Origin of the sequence: Vibrio sp. vnigr-6D03 (genome assembly GCF_002835515.1) — a bacterium.
Taxonomy (GTDB): Bacteria; Pseudomonadota; Gammaproteobacteria; order Enterobacterales; family Vibrionaceae; genus Vibrio; species Vibrio penaeicida.
Genome location: NZ_PIZL01000015.1, coordinates 230,211 through 243,754, shown reverse-complemented (window position 1 = coordinate 243,754; position 13,544 = coordinate 230,211). Strand labels below are relative to the sequence as shown.

Annotated in this window: 16 protein-coding genes, 4 tRNA genes and 1 pseudogene; 4 read left to right on the top strand and 17 right to left on the bottom strand. The window is 44.8% G+C overall.

Annotated elements, in window-relative coordinates; all coding sequences use genetic code 11:
- The 8 genes and pseudogenes from CW749_RS13090 to mutY all read right to left on the bottom strand — a co-directional run.
- Positions 1 to 214: pseudogene (locus CW749_RS13090) on the bottom strand (IS5/IS1182 family transposase); the annotation flags it as partial.
- A 108-nt stretch (positions 215 to 322) separates the two neighbouring features.
- A tRNA-Asn gene (locus CW749_RS13085) sits at positions 323 to 398 on the bottom strand.
- 38 nt (positions 399 to 436) lie between these two features.
- A tRNA-Phe gene (locus CW749_RS13080) sits at positions 437 to 512 on the bottom strand.
- 7 nt (positions 513 to 519) lie between these two features.
- Positions 520 to 595: transfer RNA gene (locus tag CW749_RS13075), tRNA-Thr, on the bottom strand.
- A 57-nt stretch (positions 596 to 652) separates the two neighbouring features.
- Positions 653 to 728 (bottom strand) — tRNA-Phe (locus CW749_RS13070).
- Between the two features lie 113 nt (positions 729 to 841).
- Positions 842 to 1,978, bottom strand: a complete 1,137-nt coding sequence (gene mltC / locus CW749_RS13065; RefSeq protein WP_101112576.1) for a membrane-bound lytic murein transglycosylase MltC — start codon at positions 1,976 to 1,978, stop codon at positions 842 to 844.
- Between the two features lie 85 nt (positions 1,979 to 2,063).
- Positions 2,064 to 2,336: an oxidative damage protection protein gene (locus CW749_RS13060; RefSeq protein WP_101112575.1), complete on the bottom strand. Its 273-nt coding sequence runs from the start codon at positions 2,334 to 2,336 to the stop codon at positions 2,064 to 2,066.
- Positions 2,337 to 2,345: 9 nt separating this feature from the next.
- Entirely contained in the window at positions 2,346 to 3,398 is a 1,053-nt protein-coding gene (mutY, locus tag CW749_RS13055; protein ID WP_101112574.1) for an A/G-specific adenine glycosylase, read from the bottom strand.
- 189 nt (positions 3,399 to 3,587) lie between these two features.
- On the opposite strand from mutY, the gene trmB reads away from it, so the two are divergent.
- Both trmB and glsB read left to right on the top strand, forming a co-directional pair.
- A complete protein-coding gene (gene trmB / locus CW749_RS13050) occupies positions 3,588 to 4,307 on the top strand; it encodes a tRNA (guanosine(46)-N7)-methyltransferase TrmB (RefSeq protein ID WP_101112573.1) in 720 nt (239 codons plus the stop codon).
- Between the two features lie 166 nt (positions 4,308 to 4,473).
- Positions 4,474 to 5,394 carry a glutaminase B gene (gene glsB / locus CW749_RS13045; protein WP_101112572.1) on the top strand — a complete coding sequence of 307 codons (921 nt, stop codon included), beginning with the start codon at positions 4,474 to 4,476 and terminating at the stop codon, positions 5,392 to 5,394.
- A 27-nt stretch (positions 5,395 to 5,421) separates the two neighbouring features.
- On the opposite strand, the gene hemW is transcribed toward glsB, so the two are convergent.
- The 7 genes from hemW to CW749_RS13010 form a co-directional block, all read right to left on the bottom strand.
- Entirely contained in the window at positions 5,422 to 6,597 is a 1,176-nt protein-coding gene (hemW, locus tag CW749_RS13040) for a radical SAM family heme chaperone HemW (RefSeq protein ID WP_101112571.1), read from the bottom strand.
- Between the two features lie 6 nt (positions 6,598 to 6,603).
- Complete coding sequence (locus tag CW749_RS13035; RefSeq protein WP_101112570.1) at positions 6,604 to 7,203, bottom strand: XTP/dITP diphosphatase; 600 nt, start codon at positions 7,201 to 7,203, stop codon at positions 6,604 to 6,606.
- Positions 7,204 to 7,293: 90 nt separating this feature from the next.
- Positions 7,294 to 7,725 (bottom strand): DUF4426 domain-containing protein, encoded by a 432-nt coding sequence (locus CW749_RS13030; RefSeq protein ID WP_101112569.1) that lies wholly within the window; start codon positions 7,723 to 7,725, stop codon positions 7,294 to 7,296.
- A gap of 23 nt (positions 7,726 to 7,748) precedes the next feature.
- Entirely contained in the window at positions 7,749 to 8,039 is a 291-nt protein-coding gene (yggU, locus tag CW749_RS13025) for a DUF167 family protein YggU (protein ID WP_101112568.1), read from the bottom strand.
- Positions 8,039 to 8,596, bottom strand: coding sequence for a YggT family protein (locus tag CW749_RS13020; RefSeq protein WP_101112567.1), 558 nt, complete (start codon positions 8,594 to 8,596; stop codon positions 8,039 to 8,041). The genes yggU and CW749_RS13020 overlap by 1 nt, the downstream gene beginning before the upstream one ends.
- Before the next feature lie 28 nt (positions 8,597 to 8,624).
- A complete protein-coding gene (proC, locus tag CW749_RS13015; protein ID WP_101112566.1) occupies positions 8,625 to 9,443 on the bottom strand; it encodes a pyrroline-5-carboxylate reductase in 819 nt (272 codons plus the stop codon).
- A 62-nt stretch (positions 9,444 to 9,505) separates the two neighbouring features.
- Positions 9,506 to 10,216: a YggS family pyridoxal phosphate-dependent enzyme gene (locus CW749_RS13010; protein ID WP_101112565.1), complete on the bottom strand. Its 711-nt coding sequence runs from the start codon at positions 10,214 to 10,216 to the stop codon at positions 9,506 to 9,508.
- 23 nt (positions 10,217 to 10,239) lie between these two features.
- Between CW749_RS13010 and CW749_RS13005 the strand changes: the two genes are divergently transcribed.
- Both CW749_RS13005 and CW749_RS13000 read left to right on the top strand, forming a co-directional pair.
- Positions 10,240 to 11,277, top strand: a complete 1,038-nt coding sequence (locus tag CW749_RS13005; RefSeq protein WP_101112564.1) for a type IV pilus twitching motility protein PilT — start codon at positions 10,240 to 10,242, stop codon at positions 11,275 to 11,277.
- 8 nt (positions 11,278 to 11,285) lie between these two features.
- Positions 11,286 to 12,392, top strand: coding sequence for a PilT/PilU family type 4a pilus ATPase (locus tag CW749_RS13000; protein ID WP_101112563.1), 1,107 nt, complete (start codon positions 11,286 to 11,288; stop codon positions 12,390 to 12,392).
- A gap of 97 nt (positions 12,393 to 12,489) precedes the next feature.
- On the opposite strand, the gene ruvX is transcribed toward CW749_RS13000, so the two are convergent.
- Both ruvX and CW749_RS12990 read right to left on the bottom strand, forming a co-directional pair.
- Positions 12,490 to 12,918, bottom strand: a complete 429-nt coding sequence (gene ruvX, locus CW749_RS12995) for a Holliday junction resolvase RuvX (RefSeq protein WP_101112582.1) — start codon at positions 12,916 to 12,918, stop codon at positions 12,490 to 12,492.
- A 46-nt stretch (positions 12,919 to 12,964) separates the two neighbouring features.
- A complete protein-coding gene (locus CW749_RS12990) occupies positions 12,965 to 13,528 on the bottom strand; it encodes a YqgE/AlgH family protein (RefSeq protein WP_101112562.1) in 564 nt (187 codons plus the stop codon).
- Positions 13,529 to 13,544 lie beyond the last annotated feature (16 nt).

Below are 13,544 nucleotides of genomic sequence, written 5' to 3'. Positions count from 1 at the left end.
CGAAGAGGTAGCCAAGGAGAATGATTTTAAACAAGCGTACAGGGTCAACGGGTGGGCGCCCATTATCTTTACAATAGAGGTGAGCGACTTCATCACGGATAAATTCGAAGTCGATGGCTTTATCAATCTTGCGAACTAAATGTTCTTTAGGAACGAGTTGTTCCATGGTGACCATTTCAAGTTCGTACTGTTGAGGAGAAGGTTCTTGAAGCATGTTGGAGTATCCATATTCTAGTACCCCTATTAGATCAAAGGTCTAGCCTGATGGCTAGACCTTTGTCAGCAGTCTGAAGCCAAGTCTTTCGACTTGGCTTCTTAAAAATGGCTCCCCCTGCGGGACTCGAACCTGCGACATACGGATTAACAGTCCGCCGTTCTACCAACTGAACTAAGGGGGAATTATTTATGCTATCTCATTGAGACAAGCACCAAATAATGGTGCCTCGAGGCGGAATCGAACCACCGACACGAGGATTTTCAATCCTCTGCTCTACCGACTGAGCTATCGAGGCAAAAGAATGGTGCCGACTACCGGAGTCGAACTGGTGACCTACTGATTACAAGTCAGTTGCTCTACCTACTGAGCTAAGTCGGCACACTAAATTCTTTGCTACTTTGTTAACGTCTAAGTTAGACACCAACAATCAAATTGTGGTGCCCGGAGGCGGAATCGAACCACCGACACGAGGATTTTCAATCCTCTGCTCTACCGACTGAGCTATCCGGGCGACGGAGCGCTATTAAACGGATTTTCAGCCTTACCGTCAACTTCTTTTTGCAAAAAAAATCAAAAAAGTGTGTTTTTGTCGAGAAAGTAAACGATATGCCTAAGTTTCAACACTTAACTCTTACCGGAATTGAAGTCGCGCTTGAATTTAGTCACTTTTTCCAGATAACGGCGAGCTTCGCTGTTCGGGTGTTTCTTGGTCAGAGCCCAATAAACTTGATTTGGTTGGAGGGAATTTAAATCTCTCATGGCACGTTTTCTGTCGTTACGATTGAACGTATTTAACACCCCTCCGGTTCCACCGTTGTAGGCTGAAATCATACTGTATTCTAAAGAAGTCGGGTGTTTCACATTTTTTAGGTAGCGGTTCTTCAGAATGTAGAAATAAGCGGTACCTGTATCGATATTCTTTTCAGGATCGAATAAGTATTCAGGAGAGGGTTGCCCTGGCTTCTTTTTGACGAGTTTGAATACGTCGCGGCCTGCTGTTTTAGGAACAACTTGCATCAAGCCATAAGCATTTGCCCAGCTAACGGCATAAGGGTTGAAGCTACTCTCGGTTTTGATAATGGCGTAAATCAGATCTTCGGGGATGTCATACTTGCGTGACGCTCTTTGAACGATGTCAGCGTATTTATAGCTACGGCGCTCAAAATGGTCTTTAACCATCGGAATTTCGACGTAGTAGGATTTTTTGAAATCAATAGTTCGTGACTTTAACTGATTGGCGATGAGGTAATCAGCAAAACGATTTGCGCGCCAGCTCCATTGGATTGCTTTTTTGTCTTGGTCTACGACTTGTTGGTAAAGAAAGGGTCTACCTTCCAGTTTTATATTGGAAGATGAATACAAATCGACACTTGCAGGATCATCGGGTGTCAGCAACGTGGTGATAATGGCATTTTTAAGGTGTTTTTTCGGTTCAGTAGAAGAAACCGTACTGATGGTTACTTTGCCTTTTGCAAAATCAACTTCTGCGCGGCTTTGGTAGTTATCTATGTATTTTACGTAATTGCTTTTTCCTGCCACTCGAATTTCAGCTTTACCCCATTTCTTTTCAATATTAATGGAGAAACTGTTCATCAGCGCATCGAGTGCAGCAATGTCTTTTTGGAATTGACCAGGGAGCTCAGCGAGGTTTTTGGCGAATCGATTGGTGGGCTCGTAATCTACTTGATAAATGTTTTCGATAAATTCACGACTGCATCCCACGAGTAATAAGGCAGTACAAAAGTAGATTATTTTTTTCATCGTTTTCCCGAAAAAGACACCGTTAATGAAAGTAATGATGTCTTTTTAAGGGATAAAGGTAAAGGTAGGTTATGCGTTTAAGTGATCATTCACTCGGTGGCGTGTAACCATCGATGACGACGTCTTTACCTTCAAACAAGAAATTGACCATTTCTTTTTCTAGCTCTTTACGATGCTCAGGGTCCATCATGTTGAGCTTCTTCTCATTGATAAGCATGGTTTGCTTGTGCTGCCACATACCCCATGCTTCTTTCGAGATGTTATCAAAAATACGCTTGCCCAGATCACCGGGATACAGTTGAAAATCCAATCCCTCTCCGTCTTTCTTCAATCGAGCACAGAAAACAGTGCGGCTCATAATGGCTCCTTAATTTATTTCAAAGGGTAGGCTTTCAATTAACTGCTTTACAGGAGCAGCTAAGCCAATTTCTTCAGGTTGTGACAAGTTATACCAGAGACCTTTCGTTCCTTCCATTACCATATCTGGCTGTTTAGAAAGTTTGAACAAAACAGGAGTGATATCTAGATGGTAATGGCTGAAAGTATGACGAAACGCAATCAGCGTTTTTTCTTCATCTATGGTTGATTCCGTAATTGACCGTTTGTCTAACTCTGTCGCTAATTCTTGGTCTTCTTTTTGAGGAAAACAAAATAGCCCGCCCCAAATTCCACTTTGTGGTCTTTGTTCCAACCATATGTGGTTATCGTGATAGAGCAATGCAAACCAAGTCTCTTTTACGGGTTTTTCTTTTTTCGGTTTTTTACCTGGGTAATCAAGTTGATTCCCATTTTTGTTGCTTTCACACATTGTCGATACTGGGCATAACGTGCATTTTGGTTTGCTTCGGGTACAAATCATTGCACCCATATCCATCATTGCTTGGTTGTATTTATCGACATCGGTGTTTGGAGTGTGCTGTTCAGCGTACTCCCAAAGTTTATTTTCTACTTTTTTTTGCCCTGGCCAGCCTGAAACTGCGAAGCTACGCGCTAATGTACGCTTTACGTTCCCGTCTAGAATGGCGTGGGGTAGCTTGTAAACAGACGAAAGTACGGCAGCTGCAGTGGAACGACCAATTCCCGGAAGGGCGTTCATGCTCTCCAGATCTTTTGGAAATTCACCTTGGTATTTTTCGGCGACCTCCTTTGCTGCTTTATGTAGGTTTCTAGCCCGTGCGTAATATCCAAGCCCCGTCCATAGGTGCAGGACTTCATCTTGCTCGGCATTCGCGAGATCCGTTACTGTAGGAAAGCGGTTAAGAAAACGCTCGTAGTATGGGATGACGGTGGCGACTTGAGTCTGCTGAAGCATGATCTCAGATAGCCAAACCGAATAAGCGGTTTTGTTCTGTTGCCACGGTAGGCTTTTCCGCCCGTAGGCGTCATACCAAGTTAAAATTGCCTTTGCGAATGGTGTCACGACATGCTCTGCTTTTTGCTTTTATTAAGGGCAAAATTGCACCACACTTAGGGCTGGATGTAAAACCGACAAAGTGTGTGGAGATAGTGTGTGAAATTGCCAAGAGCTTTTTCTTCGAATAACACTTGCACCAACGCCAATTCTTTGGATAATCCCCGCTTTGATCAATTAATGCGCAGGCTATAATCAATGAGTGAAGTGACCACTAACGAATACACTGAAGACGGCAAACTGGTACGTAAAGTTCGCAGTTTTGTACGTCGTGAAGGGCGTCTTACCAAAGGTCAGGAAAGTGCGATGAATGAGTGCTGGCCGACAATGGGTATCGACTATCAATCACAGCTTCTTGATTGGAAAGAAGTATTTGGTAATGACAACCCTGTGGTTCTGGAGATTGGTTTCGGAATGGGTGCATCATTAGTTGAAATGGCAAAAAATGCACCAGAGAAAAACTTCATTGGTATAGAAGTACACAGCCCAGGTGTCGGTGCTTGCCTAGCAGCAGCGCGCGAAGCGGGTATTACTAACTTGCGTGTAATGTGTCACGATGCGGTGGAAGTGTTTGCAAACATGATTCCAGACAGCAGTTTAGCGACACTTCAACTTTTCTTCCCAGATCCGTGGCATAAAAAACGTCACCATAAGCGCCGTATTGTTCAGCTTGATTTTGCTGAAATGGTTCGCCAAAAACTAAAATTGGAAGAGGGTATCTTCCATATGGCAACCGACTGGGAGAATTATGCAGAACATATGATTGAAGTTATGAATGAAGCACCCGGCTACACAAATATTGCTGAAGAAGGTGATTTTGTGCCAAGGCCAGACGAGCGTCCTTTAACTAAATTTGAGGCGCGTGGTCACCGTTTGGGGCATGGTGTTTGGGATATTAAATTTAAGCGTGTAAGCTAACTTTTAAGCGCTAACTGCCTAAGGTTAGAAGCAATTTATTTCTGGGCACACACCAATTAATACATTTGGTGATGAGACCCAAAAAAGCCAACGTTATGTTGGCTTTTTGCTCTTCTAAAGGGTGAAAAAGAAAACAATAAGAATAAAAATTAAGGTCCAATAATTAATGAAACCTACAAACTTGCTGCTTGCCAACATACTTGATGATGTTCGACCGTTGATTGGGAAAGGCAAAGTCGCCGACTACATTCCTGCATTAGCAAAAGTTCACAATGAAAAATTGGCGATCGCCGTTTATACCAATGACGGAAAAGTATTTCAGTCTGGCGATGCCGACGAACCTTTTTCGATTCAGTCTATTTCCAAAGCGTTAAGCCTAACGTTAGCCATGGTTTTGTATCAACAAGAAGAAATTTGGAGCCGAGTTGGAAAAGAGCCATCGGGTCAAGCATTCAACTCGATGATTCAGCTAGAAATGGAGCAGGGGATCCCTCGTAACCCTTTTATTAATGCGGGAGCCATTGTGGTTGCCGATTTACTTCATAGCCGCCTTTCTGCGCCAAGACAGCGGTTACTGGAGTTTGTTCGCCAGCTTTCAGGGGATACTCACATTGTGTACGACAAAGTGGTGGCTGCCTCGGAAATGATGCACAGCGACCGCAATGCGGCAATTGCTTACCTAATGCGATCGTTTGGTAATTTCCAAAATGACGTGATTCCCGTGCTGAATAATTACTTCCATGCCTGCGCATTAAAAATGAGCTGCGTTGATTTAGCCAAAACGTTCAGTTATTTGGCAAACAAAGGGGTATCGGTACAAACTGGCAAGCAAGTGATCACACCTACACAAACAAAACAGCTTAACGCATTGTTAGCGACGTGTGGTTTGTATGACGGTGCAGGCGAATTTGCGTATCGAGTTGGTATGCCGGGTAAGTCTGGTGTTGGCGGGGGGATTGTTGCCATCGTACCCGGTGAAATGACTATCGCAGTGTGGTCTCCAGAGCTCGATGCATCGGGAAATTCTTTAGCGGGTACACGAGCTTTAGAACTGCTTTCAGAACGTATTGGTCGCTCAATATTCTAGTTAAATCTTAGGCAGGAGCTTTCCTGCCTATTCATCTTCTTCTGGCATAAAGGTCTCTAGCAAATCATTGAGGAAAAGCTTTCCTTTTTCGGTGACTTGCCAATGGGTTTCTGTTTCAGATAAGTAGCCAAGCTCTAGCACATGGCTAATTGTGTTTTGAATTGCAGAGAAATTCAGTCCAGTCATCTCGGTGAAATCTTTTTTTGGGCACGCTTCGAGCAGGCGAAAGCGATTCATAAAGAATTCAAATGGGCGGTCTTCGTCTGATACTTGCTGTTCTTTGTCGAGGTAAGGCTTGACCATGTTCTTATACGCAGCCAAATAGCCACGCGGATGTTTCACTTTTGTGGTGCGAACAATACGCCCATCTGCAAAACTGATCTTTCCGTGCGAACCACAGCCAATGCCAAGGTAGTCACCAAATCGCCAATAGTTTAAGTTATGTTGGCATTGGTACTCTGGTTTGCTGTAGCCGGATATTTCATATTGAACATAACCCGCATCGGTCAACTTTTGGTGTCCGAGATCGAAGATATCCCACAAGTCATCATCATCTGGCAGTGTCGGCGGCTTGTAATAGAACATGGTATTGGGTTCTATCGTCAGTTGATACCAAGATAAGTGCGGAGGATCTAATTCTATCGCCTTTTCTAGGTCGCTGAGAGCCTGCTCTATGCTTTGATCGGGTAAACCATGCATGAGATCGAGATTAAAGCTGTTTAGCCCGATCTTATGCGCAAGCTTTGCAGCGTTGACGGCTTCTTCTTTGCCATGAACACGACCAAGTCGTTCTAGCTTTTCTTGCTCAAAGCTTTGTACACCAATAGATATTCGAGTAACGCCTGCTTTTCGGTATCCAACAAAACGTTCGGCTTCAATGCTCCCCGGATTGGCTTCCATCGTAATTTCGATATCTGGCTTAAAAGGAAGCCGCTGCTCAATACCGTGGAGTAAATCTGAGATACCTTCTGCCGAAATCAAGCTTGGTGTACCGCCTCCAATAAAGATCGAATGCAGCAGTCTCGGGTTGTCATTGAGCTTGTACCGCTCTATGTCTGTATCGAGATCTTCGAGCAGTGCAGCAATGTACTCTGCCTCGGGTATATCAGCTTTGAGTGCATGAGAATTGAAATCACAATAGGGGCACTTTTGTACACACCAAGGGATGTGTACATAAAGGCTTAACGCAGGTGGTGTGAGCATAAGACGTTAGATGCCTTGCTGCTTAAGCTGGTCAAATAGCTGGCTTAAGGCCTTTCCACGGTGGGAAAGTTGCTTCTTGCGAATAGGATCTAATTCCGCAGATGCGCAATTATCTTCCGGTACATAGAAAATAGGGTCGTAGCCGAAACCATTTTCACCGTGCGCTTGAGTTAGGATCTTTCCTTCCCATTTTCCATGGCAAACAATGGGCGTAGGATCGTTTTCATGACGCATTAATACCAATACACAATGGAAGCGAGCCGTTCTTTGTGCTTCTGGTACGTCTGTCATCGCTTGTAAGAGCTTTTCAAGGTTATCTTGGTCAGAAGCATCTTCTCCAGCGTAGCGTGCAGAGTAGATGCCAGGCGCGCCTTTTAGAAAGTCCACCTCAAGACCAGAATCGTCTGCGATAGCGGGCAGCCCCGTTTCTTTTGCAGCGTGTCGGGCTTTGATGATGGCATTTTCGATAAATGTTGTACCAGTTTCTGCCACTGAGGAAACATTGAATTCGCTTTGTGCCAATACATCGAAGCCGAATTCAGACAGCAGGGTTGCCATTTCTTTTACTTTGCCCTGATTTCCTGTCGCTAATACCAATTTGTTCATTATGAGGTTTCCTGTCAGTAAGATTGGAAGCGGCGCAAGGATATCACTTTTCAGCTATGCGACTCCATTACTCTTCTTTTTGTCACTCAATTATTCTTCCACGTAGAATTTTTGGGTAAAGCGCAATTGCCCTTTTCCAGATAAACCTGAATCTACATCTACTGTGAAAGTAATGATCTCTTCATGAGTAATCGGAATCTCAGCTAAGTAATATATCGCGGTACCTTCTTTGACTTCCCTAAACGTCAGTTCCCGTATTTGCCCCAACAAATTTTTCGCGTGACCTTTGAGTTTTGCCGTGATGGCGGGCTTACCAATTTTGGAATCATCTAAAACACTGATGTTCAGTAAAGCAGAGTACCCATTTCGTGTGAGGTCGTATTGCCTAGCCACTTTGGGAGTAAGAAATGTCGTGTTAAAGGCGGAGTAGTGAACTTCGATATTTTTGATGGCTTTGAATTGACCTGCTGTGACTGGCGCGATTAGGCACAGTGCCAACAAGATGGTTAGCCATTTGATCATGATTGCTTCCTCTAAAAAAGCCCTCATAGGAGGGCAAGTATTTCGTTGGGCATTTTTTTAGGAGTGAAAACTCGAACTTGCTTATGCCGTCCGAGCTCTCCTTTTTCTATTTTGATTTGCCCTTTGGGAACATTAAATTGCTTCGCTAAATATTTAATGAGGTGGCTGTTGGCTTTACCGTCGACCGGTGGAGCAGTGATGGCGATTTTCAGTTCATCGCCATGTTCTCCAACGATTTTGTCTCGGCTTGCTTTAGGCTGAACGTAAAGCCTTAGCACTACCTCATCATTTTTGTACGTGACTGCCGATGGCATTATAAGCGGAACCAAATATCTCCGATTACATCACCCATCATGATATTGGCAAACTGCAATACAATAAACAGAACAAGTACGCTTAAATCGAAGCCACCCATTTCTGGAAGAATACGACGGATTGGCGCTAACATTGGCTCTGTTAATTGATGGAATACATACTCGATTGGGCTTCGACCTTGGCTTACCCAGCTTAGGATAGCGCGAATTAATAGAACCCAGAACAACAGCCCACCCGCGGCTTTCACCAAAGACAGGGCACCTAAATAGAGAAACTCTACGCCAAACGCAAAGTTACCATTTGTTGATATCGCGACTATCGTAACGTACTTAAGAACGCAAAGAAGGTAGGCAAAAAGCAGCGTTGCCATATCTACACTGCCTATAGAAGGAATCACTCTGCGTAAAGGAGCGACGATAGGCTGAGTAGCTTTAATGATAAACTGTGAAAACGGATTGTAGAAATCCGCACGCGCCATTTGTAGCCATAAGCGCAAAATGACCACCATTATGTAGAGGTCAAATAAGGTTGAAACCAGAAAATGTAGAGAATTCATTCTTTACCCTTATTTTAGAAATCAGATGTTAGAGTTGTTTTTCCATCTCTTCTGCGCGAGCTACAGCAGCTTTCATCGCTTTGGAGACTATGTCGGTCAATTGGTGTTCGTTAAATGTGCGTAGGGCTTCAGCAGTGGTTCCACCTTTTGAGGTGACTTGTTCACGCAATGTACCCAGTTCAATATTCGGGTTGGCCACCACCATTTGTGCTGCACCTATTGCAGATTGTTGTACAAGTAATCTCGCGGTGTCTTTATCAAACCCTTGCGCCATTGCTTCCGCTTGCATGGCTTCCATAAACAAGAAAAAGTACGCTGGTGCACTACCGGCTGCAGCGATGATGTTGTTTATGCCAGATTCCATTTCAACCCAGCAAGCCTCGCCAACCGACCCCATGAGATCAAAGGCGAATGTCTTGTTCTCTTCTGATACTGAGGGTAGTGCAAAAAGTCCACTCATTCCTTTTCCGACGAGAGAAGGAGTGTTAGGCATAACCCGCACTAAGTTGAGCTTTGCGTCCAGCATTTCTTCAAGCCTTACCGCAGAAATACCGGCAGCAATGGAGATAACAAGTTTGCCACTATAGTCGATGCTTTGAAGCTTTGTGCACACATCGGCCATCATCTGAGGTTTCACTGCTAAAACGACGACATCGGCATTTTGAGTTGCGGCAAAGTTGTCAGTCGTGGTGTTAACTTTGTATTGGTCTTCCAGCGCGGCAAGTTTAGACTCTGTTCGCCCCGTGGCAGTAATGAGCGCTGAAGGGTAGCCGCTGGCAACCAAGCCAGCAATAATGGAGCGAGCCATGTTACCCGCACCAATGAACGCAATACTTTTGTGTTCCATGTTCAAAAGATCCTAAATGTAAATTCGCGAGCAGACGTTATCTTCTGATCACTTAAATTCTGTTATTGCTTGGTACTGTAATCTCGAGCACCGAAAATCGCCGTTCCGATTCTCACCATGGTGCTGCCTGCTTCTACAGCTGCTTCCATGTCACCGCTCATACCCATCGAGAGCATGTCAACTTCTGGGTACTTCTCTGCCAGTTTGTCTTTTAGAGCTGCAAGTTGGTTAAACGCGGTTAACTGAGACTCATGGTTGCTTACGTTCGCAGGAATTGACATCAACCCTTTTAATGTGAGGTTGGGTAAGTCATTTATCAATGCAGCCAGTTCAAACAGTTCTGCTTCGTTGATGCCAGACTTTGACGCTTCGCCGCTGGTATTGATTTGAATCAGTACGTTTAATGCTGGTAGGTCTGCTGGGCGTTGATCATTGAGACGCTGTGCGATCTTCGCTCTGTCGACTGAATGCACCCATGCAAAATTTTCTGCTATAGGTCGAGTTTTGTTGGACTGTATCGGTCCAATAAAGTGCCATTCAATGGCATTGTCGCTATAGTGTTCAGCAAAATACTGAACTTTATCAACACCTTCTTGAACGTAGTTCTCTCCAAATGCCACCTGACCAGCTTTAAGCGCATCGGCAATGGCTGCATTGGGTTTTGTTTTACTTACGGCTAAAAGTTGCACCGAGCCTGAAGCTCTACCACACTTTTCTTCAAGACTGCGAATTTGTGCGGTGATCTGCTGAATGTTTTGTTGAATACTACACATAATTGACTTAATTAAGGATTTTTATGGATATCGCTGAGTTACTGGATTTTAGTGTAAAGCATAATGCGTCAGATCTACATCTTTCTGCTGGAGTTCCTCCAATGGTGCGTGTAGATGGCGATGTACGTAAGTTAGGTGTCCCTGCTTTTACGCACGCCGATGTTCATCGACTGGTCTTTGAAATCATGAACGATGCGCAACGAGCAGAGTTTGAAGAAAAGCTGGAAACCGACTTTTCCTTCGAGCTACCAAATGTCGGACGTTTTCGTGTCAATGCCTTTAACCAATCCCGTGGCAGCTCTGCGGTGTTCCGTACGATCCCTACCGAAGTGCCTAGTTTAGAGCAACTTGATGCCCCAGATATCTTTACTCAAATTTCTAATTATGAGAAAGGGCTTGTTCTGGTAACAGGACCAACAGGTTCAGGTAAGTCAACCACACTGGCAGCCATGGTCGATAATATCAATCGCAACCATAACAAACACATTTTGACGATTGAAGACCCGATCGAATTCGTACACCAGAGCAATAAATGTTTGATCAACCAGCGTGAAGTGCACCGTGATACACACAGCTTTAATGCGGCACTTCGAAGCGCACTGCGTGAAGATCCGGATGTGATTCTTGTGGGCGAGCTCCGCGATAAAGAAACCATTAGCTTGGCATTGACGGCGGCGGAAACCGGACACCTCGTATTTGGCACCTTGCACACCAGTAGCGCGGCGAAAACCGTCGACCGAATCATTGATGTGTTCCCGGGTACCGATAAAGACATGGTGCGTTCTATGCTTTCTGAATCATTACGTGCGGTGATTTCGCAAAAGTTGTTGAAGCGTTTGGGTGGTGGTCGAGCTGCGTGCCACGAAATCATGTTAGCAACACCTGCGATTCGTAACCTTATTCGTGAAGACAAAGTGGCTCAAATGTATTCCGTGATCCAAACGGGCGGGGCGATGGGAATGCAAACGACAGAGCAACACGCAAAGCAGCTGATTGCTCAAGGTGTGGTGGATGCAGATGAAGTCCGCGCCAAGCTTGAATCAGACTCCTTTGGTTTTTAGGTGACACTATGGAACTGAATCAAGTCTTATCTGAAATGGTGACTCAGAAAGCCTCGGATATTTACATTACCGTTGGCGCTCCTGTTTTGTTACGAGTCCATGGCGAATTGCAGCCATTGGGAGAAGTACTGACGGAAACACAAACCTTTTCCCTGCTCGATAGCATGATGGATGAAGAGCGACGAGGAGAATACCGTAAAAATAAAGAGTCCAACTTCGCGATTGTTCGCGATGTGGGTCGCTTTAGGGTCAGTGCTTTTTTCCAGCGTGAATTACCAGGAGCGGTAATACGCCGAATTGAAACTCAAATACCTACCTTTGAGGATCTTCGATTACCCGATATCTTACAAGACTTGTCTATTGCTAAACGTGGTTTGGTGCTGGTGGTCGGTGCTACAGGTTCAGGTAAATCAACCACCATGGCAGCCATGACAGGGTTTCGTAATCAGAACCGCACAGGGCATATTTTGACGGTTGAGGACCCTATTGAATTTGTTCACGATCACAACAAGTGCATCATCACACAGCGTGAAGTTGGGCTGGATACCGATTCTTATGAAATTGCGTTGAAGAACTCGCTTCGTCAAGCGCCAGATATGATCTTGATTGGTGAAATTCGTTCACGAGAGACCATGCAATACGCCATGACATTTGCTGAGACTGGGCACTTGTGTATGGCGACTCTGCACGCCAATAACGCCAACCAAGCACTAGAGCGAATTCTTCATTTAGTGCCTAAAGAGCAAAAAGAGCAATTCCTATTCGATCTCTCCATGAACCTTCGAGGAGTAATCGCTCAACAATTGATTCGGGATAAGAGTGGTAAAGGGCGTCATGGGGTATTTGAGATCTTATTGAATACGCCAAGGGTATCTGATCTTATTCGTCGCGGAGAATTGCATGAGCTAAAAGCGACGATGTCGAAATCGAATGAATCGGGTATGAAAACTTTCGATCAGTGTTTGTACGAGCTGGTGGTTGCCGACAAGATTACAGAGCAAGACGCCATGCACAGCGCCGACTCGGCAAACGATTTAAGACTAATGCTGAAAACCAACCGTGGAGACGACTTCTCTGGTGGCGCATTGGACGGTGTGAAGATCGATATGAATTGATGCCTTTGAAAAATAGATTGAAAGAGTAAAGGGAAGACGATGATGTCTTCCCTTTTTTATGTGTTGCTACACAAAATTTAGGCTATTCAAGCTTAAATTAGCTAGCCCACTGTGCCTCGAACCAACTTTCTAGAATAACAACGGCAGATTGGCAATCTACGTTTCCTTTGCTTAAGGCTTTGTAGCCACCCATGGAAAAAAGCTCTGAGCGCGCTTCTGTGGTAGAAAGCCTTTCGTCATGCAGTTCCACAGGCACTCCAAAGCGCCCGAATAACCGATTCGCAAATTTCTTAGCTCTGGGTGTGATGGTTTCTAAATCGCGCCCATGTAGGTCAGTTGGCAAGCCCACAACTAGTAGATTGGGTTGCCACTCTTTAATTTGCTTTTCTATGGCGTCCCAGTTTGGGATGCCATCATTGGCTTTAAATGCTTTTAGTGGGCTGGCTGTGCCCGTTATTTCTTGCCCGATGGCACTGCCAATACTTTTGGTGCCAAAATCAAAGGCCATGATGGTGCGTGAAGTCATGAATGTCTCAATGTGTTTCGTTTTATGAGAGGCGAAAACCGCCTCTTTATGCATGCCCAATTTGCGACGATAGCTGGCTTGCGTCGATTCCAAGCATTTGAACGGCTTTCTTCCATCGCTCATGGATGGGTGTTTGAAAAATCACACTAGGATCGGCTTCAATCGTTAACCACGAATTGTCTGCCAATTCACTTTCAAGTTGACCCGCTTCCCAACCCGAATAGCCTAGAGCTACAACATAGTGATCCGGTTCTGCTTCTGTACCGAGTACGCTCAAAATATCCTTTGATGTCGTGACCGCAATGGATTGTGTCATCTGGATGCTTGACTGGTAATGATCTTTGGGTTCATGAAGAATGAACCCCCGATCTTCTGCTACCGGTCCACCGTTCAATACTGGCTTCTCTAAACTGTCGGTATTGAGCTGTGGGTGAACAGGTTGCACTTCGACTTGCTTGAGCATGCCGCCAACGGAGATATCAATGGGAGCATTAATAATAATACCCATAGCGCCATCATCACTATGATCACATATGTAAACAACGGTGCGCTTAAACAACGGGTCTTGCATGCCGGGCATGGCAACAAGAAAATGATTCGCTAAGTTCATAACATCTCCAGTGTCG

What these genes read in the sequence shown, in the direction of transcription:
- mltC (WP_101112576.1), bottom strand. Translation starts at nt 1,978, where the DNA reads ATGAAAAAAATAATCTACTTTTGTACTGCCTTATTACTCGTGGGATGC.
- CW749_RS13060 (WP_101112575.1), bottom strand. Translation starts at nt 2,336, where the DNA reads ATGAGCCGCACTGTTTTCTGTGCTCGATTGAAGAAAGACGGAGAGGGA.
- trmB (WP_101112573.1), top strand. Translation starts at nt 3,588, where the DNA reads ATGAGTGAAGTGACCACTAACGAATACACTGAAGACGGCAAACTGGTA.
- glsB (WP_101112572.1), top strand. Translation starts at nt 4,474, where the DNA reads ATGAAACCTACAAACTTGCTGCTTGCCAACATACTTGATGATGTTCGA.
- hemW (WP_101112571.1), bottom strand. Translation starts at nt 6,597, where the DNA reads ATGCTCACACCACCTGCGTTAAGCCTTTATGTACACATCCCTTGGTGT.
- CW749_RS13035 (WP_101112570.1), bottom strand. Translation starts at nt 7,203, where the DNA reads ATGAACAAATTGGTATTAGCGACAGGAAATCAGGGCAAAGTAAAAGAA.
- CW749_RS13030 (WP_101112569.1), bottom strand. Translation starts at nt 7,725, where the DNA reads ATGATCAAATGGCTAACCATCTTGTTGGCACTGTGCCTAATCGCGCCA.
- yggU (WP_101112568.1), bottom strand. Translation starts at nt 8,039, where the DNA reads ATGCCATCGGCAGTCACGTACAAAAATGATGAGGTAGTGCTAAGGCTT.
- CW749_RS13020 (WP_101112567.1), bottom strand. Translation starts at nt 8,596, where the DNA reads ATGAATTCTCTACATTTTCTGGTTTCAACCTTATTTGACCTCTACATA.
- proC (WP_101112566.1), bottom strand. Translation starts at nt 9,443, where the DNA reads ATGGAACACAAAAGTATTGCGTTCATTGGTGCGGGTAACATGGCTCGC.
- CW749_RS13010 (WP_101112565.1), bottom strand. Translation starts at nt 10,216, where the DNA reads ATGTGTAGTATTCAACAAAACATTCAGCAGATCACCGCACAAATTCGC.
- CW749_RS13005 (WP_101112564.1), top strand. Translation starts at nt 10,240, where the DNA reads ATGGATATCGCTGAGTTACTGGATTTTAGTGTAAAGCATAATGCGTCA.
- CW749_RS13000 (WP_101112563.1), top strand. Translation starts at nt 11,286, where the DNA reads ATGGAACTGAATCAAGTCTTATCTGAAATGGTGACTCAGAAAGCCTCG.
- ruvX (WP_101112582.1), bottom strand. Translation starts at nt 12,918, where the DNA reads ATGACTTCACGCACCATCATGGCCTTTGATTTTGGCACCAAAAGTATT.
- CW749_RS12990 (WP_101112562.1), bottom strand. Translation starts at nt 13,528, where the DNA reads ATGAACTTAGCGAATCATTTTCTTGTTGCCATGCCCGGCATGCAAGAC.